8 protein-coding genes are annotated in these 11,541 nt (G+C 48.3%); 4 read left to right on the top strand and 4 right to left on the bottom strand.

Features of this window, described 5'->3' with window-relative positions; translation table 11 throughout:
* Positions 1–282 precede the first annotated feature (282 nt).
* On the top strand, positions 283–1,308 hold the full coding sequence (locus DYD62_RS01885) for an SPM autocatalytic domain-containing protein (RefSeq protein ID WP_132038592.1): 1,026 nt from the start codon (positions 283–285) through the stop codon (positions 1,306–1,308).
* Between the two features lie 83 nt (positions 1,309–1,391).
* On the opposite strand, the gene mgtE is transcribed toward DYD62_RS01885, so the two are convergent.
* A complete protein-coding gene (mgtE, locus tag DYD62_RS01880) occupies positions 1,392–2,768 on the bottom strand; it encodes a magnesium transporter (RefSeq protein WP_115225809.1) in 1,377 nt (458 codons plus the stop codon).
* A gap of 735 nt (positions 2,769–3,503) precedes the next feature.
* Here mgtE and rsgA point away from each other — a divergent pair.
* The 3 genes from rsgA to DYD62_RS24190 all read left to right on the top strand — a co-directional run bounded on the left by rsgA (position 3,504) and on the right by DYD62_RS24190 (position 5,526).
* Positions 3,504–4,568, top strand: a complete 1,065-nt coding sequence (gene rsgA, locus DYD62_RS01875) for a ribosome small subunit-dependent GTPase A (RefSeq protein WP_115225808.1) — start codon at positions 3,504–3,506, stop codon at positions 4,566–4,568.
* 259 nt (positions 4,569–4,827) lie between these two features.
* Positions 4,828–5,298 (top strand): DUF1097 domain-containing protein, encoded by a 471-nt coding sequence (locus tag DYD62_RS01870; protein ID WP_115225807.1) that lies wholly within the window; start codon positions 4,828–4,830, stop codon positions 5,296–5,298.
* A gap of 102 nt (positions 5,299–5,400) precedes the next feature.
* The gene (locus DYD62_RS24190; protein WP_267896104.1) at positions 5,401–5,526 is read left to right on the top strand and encodes a hypothetical protein; all 126 of its coding nucleotides are present in this window, start codon (positions 5,401–5,403) and stop codon (positions 5,524–5,526) included.
* Positions 5,527–5,660: 134 nt separating this feature from the next.
* On the opposite strand, the gene DYD62_RS01865 is transcribed toward DYD62_RS24190, so the two are convergent.
* From DYD62_RS01865 to DYD62_RS01855, 3 genes are all read right to left on the bottom strand, one after another.
* The gene (locus DYD62_RS01865) at positions 5,661–6,716 is read right to left on the bottom strand and encodes an extracellular solute-binding protein (protein ID WP_115225806.1); all 1,056 of its coding nucleotides are present in this window, start codon (positions 6,714–6,716) and stop codon (positions 5,661–5,663) included.
* 379 nt (positions 6,717–7,095) lie between these two features.
* Positions 7,096–9,537, bottom strand: coding sequence for a two-component system response regulator (locus tag DYD62_RS01860; RefSeq protein WP_115225805.1), 2,442 nt, complete (start codon positions 9,535–9,537; stop codon positions 7,096–7,098).
* Positions 9,537–11,345 (bottom strand): PAS domain-containing protein, encoded by a 1,809-nt coding sequence (locus DYD62_RS01855; RefSeq protein ID WP_115225804.1) that lies wholly within the window; start codon positions 11,343–11,345, stop codon positions 9,537–9,539. The genes DYD62_RS01860 and DYD62_RS01855 overlap by 1 nt, the downstream gene beginning before the upstream one ends.
* Positions 11,346–11,541 lie beyond the last annotated feature (196 nt).

The following is an 11,541-nucleotide window of genomic DNA, read 5'->3' as shown; positions in this document are numbered from 1 at the left end:
CCCCACGAAACACGAAGACCCCTGCGCTGCGGACAATCGAGTCGGCGGCGGGCGGGATTGGCTCGTTGCCTCGCTCCCTTGCCGAAACCCCGCCCCGCTTGTTCCTCGCTCCGGCGTGTTTCAAGGGGACTTTTAAGCCCTATGCGCAGAGCGTAGCTATTACGTACTTTCATTGTTTTCTGCGTATTGGGTAAGACACAATTTTGTGCCCACCTCTCATCCCCTCTGGCATACATCATGCTGATCGCATCTTTCCTTCTGCATTCACTAAAGGGAAATATCATGCGTATCGAGCAGAGCGATTTAAAGCTCACCAGCCACCAGGCCAGCAGCAGTGAAAGCTGGAAATCCTTGCAAATAGCGGAAGGGTCTGCTTCGGCGGATCCGTCGCAAACCCCATTTTCAGCCTTTTTTAATCAGGAATTATCCGCCCTTGCCCGCTTTATGCCGCAAACAGACGCTAAGCAGGAAGAAGCCATGAAGGAGGTGGATAAGAGCCAGACTCAGCGTTTTCAGTCTTTATGGGAAATGCTGTTTGGCAATCACACCAGCAGCCAATCTACGCCAACTTGCCCGGAAAAACCCACTGCGGCAGCCACCGCAAACAGCCCTTTATCAACAACAGCTAAAGCCCAGCCTATTACGCTGCAAGTCATGGCTATTGAGCACAGCAAGAGCAGCGAAAGCTGCAGTTTTAATGCCAGCGGCAAGGTTTGCCTGCAAGATGGCAGTACGCGGCAATTTGACGTTGCTTATCAGAATGCCCAAAGCAGCGAGAGCACGAAAATACTGGGTGCAGAGTGGCTTACATTAAAAGACCCGCTGGTGATTGATATGGGGCCGGCCACCACGAAGCTCAGTCAGCAAAGTGTAGATTTTGATTTAGATAATGATGGTAAAAAAGAAAGCATGCGCTTGCCTGATGCCAGCTCTGGCCTGCTGTTTTTAGATAAAAATCATAATGGCGTGGCCGATAATGGCAGTGAGCTATTTGGCCCGCAAAGCGGTAATGGCTTTAGTGATTTGGCTAGGCTGGATGACGACCACAATGGCTGGATAGACGAAGGCGATACGGCTTATAAAGACTTAAAACTCTGGCAGAGCGGTGATCAGCCAGCCGGACGAGTGCAAACGCTGGCGCAGGCAGGCGTAGGAGCCATGGCCACCACCAGTGTGCAAACGGAATATGGCATTAAAGAAAACGAGCAGCTACTTGGCCAGATTCGCGCCAGCAGTGTATGGCTTGGTGAGCATGGCGGCGCAGGCAGCGTGCGGCAAATTGATTTGGCGACCAAGCCGCTGGCTTGAAATGTGATTCCATTGAAGATAAGGCAAAGGGGCGCAAGTGATTGCGCCCCTCTGTAAAACAATCGCTTTGGCTTAACTAAATATTACTTAATCAAATGCCCAAGAAAAGCATAAGCAAAGCCAAAGTAAATAAAGACGCCCAGTAAATCCATGATGGATGTAATCAGTGGCGCACTCAGCGTGGCCGGGTCCGCACGCATCAGGCGGGCACCGAAAGGCAGCAGCGCACCAATAATGCCGCCTGCGGCAGTACAAACCATCATGCTCAGACCAATCACCATCAGGATGTCAAAGTTCATGGCGTCCTTGCTGAAATACGCCAGTATGGTTTCCAGAACACCAATCACGATGGCAATCGCCAGTGCAACAGGGATTTCGCGCTTAATCACAAACCAAACATCTTTCCAGCAGAGGCGGACCTCACCCAATGCCATGGCGCGCAGCACCAAGGTGGCAGACTGGCTGCCGGTGTTACCCCCCATATCCACAATCGGTGCCAGAAACGCCGCCAGAATAATCACTTCGCTAATTAAGTCTTCCTGCTGCGATACAAAGGTACTGGTGATGATGCCAAAGCCAGTCAAAATAATCAGCCACAGCACTCGCACCTTAAATAATTGCTTGATGCTGGATTCCCTCAGGCTAAGATCTGCCCCGCCGCCCGATGCGGTACCGCCAAACTGAGACAAGCGCGTAACGTCCTGCTCTTTTTCAATATCCATTGCATCATCAACGGTCATGATGCCGATCATGCGCTCGCTCTGATCCAGCACAGGGATAGCCAGCAGATCATAGCGGCGGATCAGCTCGGCAGCCTCTACGGCTGGCCAGTCTGCACGGGCAAACACCGAGTTCGTTTTCATCAGCTCATCAACCCGCATCCCTGGCTTGGCCAGCACCAATTCCCGTAAAGAAACCGTGCCCAATAATTGCCTGTCGTCATTCACCACATACACCACATAAATGGTTTCTTTATCTGGCGCGCCCTGGCGCAGGGAGAGCAAAGCCTGCTCTACCGTTAGCTGCGATGTAATGGTGGCGTATTCAGATGTGGTGGCCGAGCCGACCGAGCCTTCGGGAAAAGATGCAAACTTTAAAATATCGTCGCGCTCTGCCTTAGCCAGCGCTGGTAAGAGCAGCTCTTTTCTTTCTGCATTTAAGCGATTAAAAATATCAGCGCGCTTATCTGAAGGCAGCAGCTCAAACAAATTGACGACAATATCAGCCGGTAGGGCAATAAGGATTTTATCTTGCACGGGAGCGGCAAAATGAGAAAACAAGGCACTACGAGGGCTAGGGTCCAGCGAGCGCAGCAGCCGGGCAATTTGCTCAACCGGGTGCTCTTCCAGCACATCGGCCATATCCGCTAGGGGCGTGGTGCGGGCCAATTTGGCAAATGCATTGCTATCGTACAGACGCAGCATGGTCTGGATGGCGTTTGATAATTCTTGATGCTTCATAGAGTCGAAATCCTTCAGCGGCAGCGCGCTTCAGGAAACCACTCAATTTTTAAACGAGGGAAACCCTTCCACGCAATGCCGGAATAATATTAAAAAGTGAATACCAGTCAAAACAACAACTAGGGGGCTCTGGGTCCATCTTGCTACGGGTTTCCTTATTAAAAAAATGGCTGATTCTTGCTATAAGCAGGAATTAATCTCATTCTGAGCAATCCCACGGGGCGCTTTTTATCATTGTTTTTACTTAGTCCGGTAGGCGTATTAGTACCACTTTCAGCATCTCAGCCTTATGAGTGTCATATTGTAAATATCACCTGAATTCCCTACCCCAAAACTACCCAATCAGCATTTATTCACTCAATAAATCAAGATCTTATGAAAAACAGATCATGCAATTCGGGTAGTGGCATGAATTATATTTCAGCAAAAATACAGCTCATTAAGTTAAGCCTCCTGTTTAAATACACGGGCTTTACAGAATGAAGCATCAGGCATAAATGCTTTCAGCATCTTTGCAACAGTCTTCCTCATCCTGCTTGACCCTCGCGGTAAGACAGCCTAAATTGCCATTTCCATTCACCGACCGGAGGCAAGCCATGAATACATCTGCGCCTATTTCTACTGCGGTCGGATATATCAGCAAGGCTTAAACCCCTCTTTTATCCGACCGATCCAGCTTCTTGCCTGGCAGCCTGTGCTGCACGAGGCTTTTTGACTCGTCTTTCGGATAAGACCATGTATCCCTCTATAGAAAAACTGCGTGCAATCGGCTTCGATCAGCATGCTCTACAAGCATTTCACCTCATCCAATCAGAGCCAAGCAGCAGCCAGCTGGAGCTGGCCCGAATCAGCAATATTCAGCGCGATCGCTTCATACTGCACGATGGCGCATCTGAGCAGCCTGCACAGCTGCGGCCTGCGCTATATCACGCGCTGCAAAGCCGTGCTGAGACACTGGCCGTAGGTGATTGGGTGCTGTTCAGCCAGCAGGATCACGCATGGATAGAAAGCATTCTTCCGGCAAAAAATCGCCTCAGCCGCCGTAATGCTGAAGGGCAAAAACAAGCTTTGGTCGCCAATATTGATCTGGCCCTGCTGGTCATGGGGCTGGATCACGATTTTAATTTGCGCCGCTTGGATCGCTATCTCACCCTTTGCATCGCCAACGATGTGCTTCCACTGCTGGTGCTCAGCAAGGCCGATTGCTCGCCACAGGCGGCAGAAAAAATAGCTCAGGCCCGCGCCCACCTGCCCGCCCATATCGGGCTGCTGGCGCTGGATGGCCGGGGGGATTTGGCAAGGGAATCTTTACTGCCTTGGCTGGCCGCAGGCCAGACCGTCGTACTGCTTGGCTCATCCGGCGCAGGCAAAAGCACGCTGACCAACACCCTGATCAGCGCCCAAGTGCAGGATACGGGTGCAGTGCGCATAGATGACAGCAGAGGGCGGCACACCACCACTTCGCGCAGCCTGCATCTTTGCCCCAATGGCGCTTGCATTATTGATACGCCTGGCTTGCGCACCATTAGCCTAGATAGCGATGAAGCAGGCATCCATGCTGCTTTTTCCGACATTAAGGCGCAGGCGGCCCTTTGCCGCTTCAGGGATTGCCAGCATCAAGATGAGCCTGGCTGCGCTGTGCGCGGGCAAATCAGCAGCGACAGGCTAAAAAGCTTTCATAAACTGCTGCGGGAGCAAAGCAGAGAAAGCCAGACTCCTCTGCAAAAACAAGCACAGCTGGCTAAATGGAAAATCATCAGCAAAAGCGCCAGAAATAAAAGGAAAAGCCATATGGATTAAGCCTCCCCATGCTGCTGAGCAACTCACCCGCAGCACAATGGCTTTTGCCCGCCTGATTGGCGTGCGAAAGGCCCGTCTGTTCACTTAAATCACAAGCAATGAGCAGGTACGAAACGCCGGGCGTTTCGTGCCTCATTGCTTAAGCAAATAAATGGGCAAGCCGCCCGCGCCGCTTGTCATCATGCCTCGTAAAAACTAGATCCTGATCAAAAAGAAAGCCGCTTAATCCGCTACACTGCGGCCTTTTTTGCTGAAAACAATGAATCCTCTTCTTATGATTGCCATCACCACGGGCGTGCTTTCCGGCCTTTGGGGCTGGGCGGCTGTTTCTTTGGGCTTATTAAGCTGGGCAGGATTTTTAGCTTGCACCGCATATTTTGCCTGTCCACAAGGCGGTATACGCGGCCTGCTGCTCAGCACTTTATGCTGCGGCAGCGGTGTATTTTGGGCGATGGTGATTATTCAGGGCAGCGCGTTTGCGCCTCATATTGAGATTGCAGGCTATCTGCTAACTGGTGTAGTCGCGTTTCTGATGTGTATTCAGGCCAAGCAACGCTGGCTGGGTTTTATACCGGGCACATTTATAGGCGCGTGTGCCACTTTTGCAGCAAATGGCAACTGGCAGCTTGTGAGTGCCTCACTACTTATGGGGCTGATTTTTGGTTTTGCCATGAAAAACAGCGGCTTGTGGCTAGCCGCACGCTTTGATCGCCACTCAAATAAAGATTAAATCAAGGCACATCTTTTCTTAATTCTGGCTTTTATATCTCTTACATCAGGCTATAATAAATGCGTGCTGTGCATTTGCCGGTGCCTTAAAAGGAGTCATGCCATGAGTAAGTCTAAGCAAACCCTTAAAGAATCAAAGAAGCAGCCGCTGCTGAGCGCCAAAGAAAAGAAAGCAGCTAAACAAATTAAAAAACACGCAGGTGATGCCCTGCCTATGCTCTCTAAATAAATGTCTTATTCCACCAAAGGCGCTCGCTGCCGAGCGCCATGCTTGATCTGCCCCACGCTAATAAAATAAGCCTGAGCAGGCATTCAGCAGCAGATTTAATCAGACATTTATATTAAAAACCCAGCTTATACCATTTATAAGATTGGTTTTTTTGGCCTGTTATTACCATTTCTGGCATTGCCAGCACGGATACGATCCCAATACTGCGAGCGCAAAGCAAAATCTTCGGATGATTGAATCCAGATAATTTTATCGCGTGCGGATAAATTAGATTTACTCAGCGTATTAGCCAGCCCTTGCCGCTGTGTTAATTCATTACTCACCGATTTATCCAGCATGAAATTAATCCAGTTTTCTGCCAGCATTTTATTTTTTGCCTTAATACTGATTGCCCAGCAATCCAGCCATGCCAGAGCACCTTCTTTTGGCACGATATAACCCACATCCGCCCCGGCTGCGCGTAATAATTTAAGCTGCTGCATGCCATAGTTTGCAAACATTAAGGCGGCTTTGTTTTTTATAAAAGCCTGAGTACCTTCTTCCGGGCTGTTATAAAAAAATGGTTTCTGATCACGCAGCTCCAGCAGCCTATTGACCGATCGGGCCATTTCTTGCTTATTTAGATTAAACGGATCTTTAATTCCGATAGTCAGTGCAGTAAAACTAAAATTATGATTACTGCCATCATGCAAAACAACTTTACCAATATATTTTTTATTCCATAACTCATTCATAGAAACAGGTGCTTGCTTGATTTGTTTTTTATCGTAAATCAAGCCCATTTCAGAATAGACAAAAGGAATAGCATATAAATATCCATCCCGGTTAATACTGGGTATTTTTTCCACACGTCTGAACCGGGGCAATTGTTTTTTTGTATTCGGAATACGCACTGGTTTAACAGGAGCGGCAATAGCCTGATCAATATAGCGCTGCATTTCTGCTGTATTGGCGGCAAAAACATCAAAGTTTTCCCCTCGGTTTTTGCTCAGTTTGTCCCACAGCGCCTCATCTGTATCGATAAAAGTCACTTCAACGCGTGCATCAAAGCGCTTTTCAAACTCGCTTACCCAGTCACTGTCTGCATAGCCCGGCCATGCTAAAACACGCAAAACTTCAGCAGCCCACGCAGTAGATGATGCGCTGACACAAAGCAACCCAAACACCGAACGCAAAAAGAAGCGTTTCATTTTGACTCTCAATCCAGGTGGATTTACGAAAAAATCCGTCCCAAAGCAGCAAATTAAAAGAAAATATATAAAAAAACCGATATTTAATTATAAAGTGCCAAACTAAGGAACTCAAGAAAATTGCAATAGCAATCATAAAGTGATTTGTCATTTTTTACACGAAGAATTTTCACCTGTCGCGATATATAAACATTTAAAAATATTGCAGAGACCCATCTTAAAAAACAAAAAAATGGCACAGTCAGCCTGAATCTGTCCATTATTTATAAAAAATCACAATGCTGTTTTTTGCTTAAGACGGAAAATATTAAAAATAAAAGGCCTAGCTCCATCTTTATTCATGGCGTTTAAAACGCGCTAATATAAAGTGTGGATCAGCTTATTTATTTTCGTCCAAAAAATAGCCGCTTACACTGCTATTTTTAATCCACACTTCATCATAATCTTCAGCGGCCACAGGCCGCCCCCAGAAATACCCCTGCACTGCGGGATAGCCCATGGTGCGTAAGATTTGCGACTGATCATATGTTTCAACACCTTCTGCAGTCACATTCAGCTCTAAGCTGTTCGCCATTTGCATAATGGCCGAAAACAGCCCCACATCGCGTGCAGTTCCCGGCAGGGAAATAACAAAAGAGCGGTCAATTTTAATTCGGGTAACAGGCAGATATTTAAGCAGGGCCAGTGATGAATAGCCGGTACCAAAATCATCAATTGCTACGCTCACCCCTAATTCACGCATGCCCAGCACCATTTTTCTGATGCTGTGAAAATCCTGCAACATCGATTCGGTAATTTCTATTTCTATTTGTTCTGGCAAAATTTCATGGCGCTGGAGCACTGTTTTTAATTCATTTAAAAAATAGTTGCCGCGAAACTGCCTTGCCGAAACATTGACCGCCATAAATAAATCTTGCCGCCCCTGCTGCGCCCATTTTTTAATCTGCGCAGCAGCCTGATCCAATACCCAGCTGCCAATCGATTCAATTAAACCTGTGTCTTCGGCAATACTGATAAATTTATCCGGGGGAAGTAAACCAAATTCCGGATGATTCCAGCGAATCAGCGCTTCAAAGCCCATTAAACGGGATTCATATAAATCAATAACCGGCTGATAAAATAGAACGAATTCATTTCTTTGCAATGCGCCGTGCATGCCCTGCTCTAAATTGAGCCGGGTGCGAACGTTTTCGACCAAATCGCTTGAATAAGCACACACCCTGCCCTTGCCCTGCCGTTTGGCCTCGTACATTGCACTGTCTGCAGCGCTGAGTAAATCACTCAGTGTCTGGCCATCCTGCGGAAAAAACGCCACGCCGATGCTGGCCCCAATCACCAGCTTTTGCTCGTCTATCTGCATAGGGGCGGAGAGCGATCTTAAAATTTTATTAGCCACCAGCAAGCCTTCGCCAGAAGAAAGCACATCAGGAATCATCACCACAAACTCGTCCCCGCCAAGGCGAACGGCCTCATCGTGGCGGCGGATCTGACGAACAATCCGGCCTGCGGCTTCCTGAATAACGCGATCACCAATATGGTGACCTAAAGAATCATTAATCGCTTTAAACCCATCCAGATCAATAAACATAATCGCCACAATCCGCTGATGGCTTAATGCTCTGGCTAATTCACTTTCAAGATTCTGATCAAGCAAATAACGATTGCCAAGGCCTGTCAGCGGATCATGGTAGGCCAGATGCAGCAGCTGCCGCTCGGCCTCTCGGATGGCGGAGATATCAGAAAACGTTTGTACAAATTGCAGTACTTCTCCGTGTTGATCTTTTACGGTACAAATATGCAGCAGTGTATGCAAAATGGTGCCATCTTGGCGCCTGCAGCCTACCTCTCCCGCCCAGAAACCACTGGCTGTGCAGGCAATATCAGCATAAGAGATTTCCATATCGCGGCGGTTAACCATAAACTCGGCGGCATAATGCCCCAGCGCCGCTTCTTCCGCATAACCTGTTAATTTACAAAACGCAGGGTTTACCGATGAAATAAGCCCATCGGTATTCAGCACCATAATGCCCTCAGTAATGGTGCGAAATACAATACTGGCCTGCTGCAGCCTTTCTTCCATTTTTTTACGCGGTGTTACATCCCTCAGCGCGCCAATCACCAGCTTCTGATCCGGCCTGTTTATACGCAAATGACCAAACATTTCTAAATAAGCGTATTCACCAGAATCGTGGATCGCCCTAAAATCGCACTTAAAAAAGCCCTGTGTCTGCAAAGTGCTTTCAACATGATGCCTGTCATCCGGATGCACCCTAGCAAGCATCGCCGATAAGCTAGCAATAAATGGCTGCAGGCTGCTGCCCCAAATCAGCTTAAAGCGCTCATCCCCGATCAGATGATCGAGCGGGGATTCCCACTCCCAGGTGGCAAGCTCTGCAGCCTCGATGGCAATGGCCAGCTTTTGCTCTGATTTTGCCAAAGCAAGCTCTGCATCGTGGCGCGAGCGTGCGACCTGAATCACGGCGTTTAAATCTTTTTTATTGTAGGGCTTGGTTAAATAGCCAAAGGGTTTGGCCACAGCGGCCCGCCGAACTGTTTTTTCATCGGCGTAGGCGGATAAAAAAATAACGGGCAATTGCCAGTGCCGATAAATTTCATGGCAGGCCTCAATGCCGTCACCATGGCCCTGCAGATGAATATCCATCAGTAATAAGCTGGGCTGATGGGATGCAACCGCCTCGATCGCCCCCTCCATGCTGATCGAAATAGCACACACCTGATGGCCCATTTCTTCCAATGTTTGCTGCAAATCTAAGGCAACAACAGGCTCATCCTCCACGATTAAGATGTTTTCAGCCTTCATTAGTCACCCCTTTGCGCTTTATATTCATTGATTAAAAGAATAAAGCTGGCCCCAGCAGAGGATGATTCTGTAAGCAAACGGCCTTGCAGCTGATTTACAAACATAGGAATCAGCTGCGATCCCAAGCCTATTTTTTGATTCCAGCTAAATTGCGCGGGTAAACCACAGCCGTTATCACGCACTAATAATTGCAAATGCTGATCTGGCAGCAGCTTTAAACCGACCTCAATCAGGCCTGTTTTTTGTGTTGGAAAAGCATGCTTGATGGCATTTAAAACCAGCTCGTTTATCACAAGGCCAAAAGGGATAATCCGCGTGACATCAAGCGTAACATCCGGCTCTGCCCCTAAAAAAACGAGCTTAATTTTAGATTCTGCCACCCCGTAGATGGCCTCCATCAGAAACACCAGACGGGACAAAAAATCAGCTAAATTAACATCAGAAAGATGATCAGATTCGTACAAGAGCTGATGAACTAGGGCCATTGCGCTGATTCGCCCTTGGCATTCTGCTATTGCTGGCATCGCTTCGGGGGAAACCTTGCGGGCCTGTAAATTCAGCAGGCTGGACACAATTTGTAAATTATTTTTTACACGATGATGCACCTCGTGCAGCAGCGCCGTTTTTTCATCAAGTGCATGCTGCAGATCTTCCCGCTGACGCTTCTGCACACTGATATCCCTAGCTAATTTACACGCCCCCACCACCACGCCCTGGCGATCCCGGAGCGGGGAAATCGTGACCGAAACCTGCACCTCACTGCCATTTTTATGAATACGCACGGTTTCAAATGAAGGCACCCGCTCGCCGCTTGCGATGCGCTGCATGATGGAGGCTTCTTCACTCAATTGATTGGGCGGAAATAAGCGACTAACAGACATCCCTATCGCCTCTGCTGCCGTATAGCCCAATAAACGCCCGGCCGCAGAGTTCCAGCTGATAATGATGCCGTCTAATGATTTAGTAATAATGGCGTCATCGGATGATTCAATCACCGAAAGATAACGCTCCTCAGATAAATGCAAAGCCGCTTCGCTTTGATGCCGCTGAGTAATATCCATACCCGAAGGAATCAGATGCGTGATATTGCCTTCCTCATCCCGCAGAGGAGCCAGCATAAAATCGATCCACATCCGGCTATCGTCTTTCATTCTGACAGGCACATCATAACGGACCGTTTCGCCCAGCCTGCAGCGCTCAATGGCATTGATTAGCCTAGCCTGAATGGCTTCATCATATGACCACCAATAGCAATCCCAGAATTTTTTACCGCGTACATCATCAATACTCAGGCCTGCAGCAAGCAGCGGCGCCAGATTGGCCTCTGATAAAGTGCCATCCAGCTCTAATACCCCAACAAAAGAAAACAGATTATCCAGGACCTTAAGCAGCTTATGCTGGCTGTTCTGCAAAAGCTGCTCTGCCACATTATCCAGCGTGGAATCCTGAATAATTGCCAGCACCCCGCGTGTGTCTCCCGCCTGCCCTTTCCAGGGATAATACGAAGCAATCCTATGCACCGTATGCCCATCCCCGCCTGCTTTACCACGTATCTCCTGCTTTACAAGAGGCTGGCCGGTATCCAGCACAAACTGCAGCTTGGGCTCAATCACCATCGCAGCTTGCGGTAAAAACTCTTCCAGCCTTTTGCCAAGGTGATCTGCCACGCTCATATGATTAACACTTGCATGGCGTGAATTAATACACAGCTGCCGCAGCCCGCGATCAAGCACCGCGACACCAATTGGCACATTTTCCAGCAGCAAAGGAAAAATCTCCTGAATATCTTCAGGCAAGAGCTGATGCATGCAAGCACTCCGGCAAGGTAGCCAGCTTACTTTTATAAGTTAATATTGGTAATTAATAAGAAATTAACAAGAATTAAGCAGGTCAGGCGGCAACAAATAAAAACAAGAAAAACGTAAGCAAAAGGCATTTTCGTGGCCCTCTCCCTATTTCAACACCACCACCTGCAGCAATACCCCCGCCAGTGAGAGATAAAGT

Source organism: Iodobacter fluviatilis, assembly GCF_900451195.1.
GTDB classification, from domain to species: domain Bacteria; phylum Pseudomonadota; class Gammaproteobacteria; order Burkholderiales; family Chitinibacteraceae; genus Iodobacter; species Iodobacter fluviatilis.
This window is presented reverse-complemented; position numbering and strand designations above follow the sequence as displayed.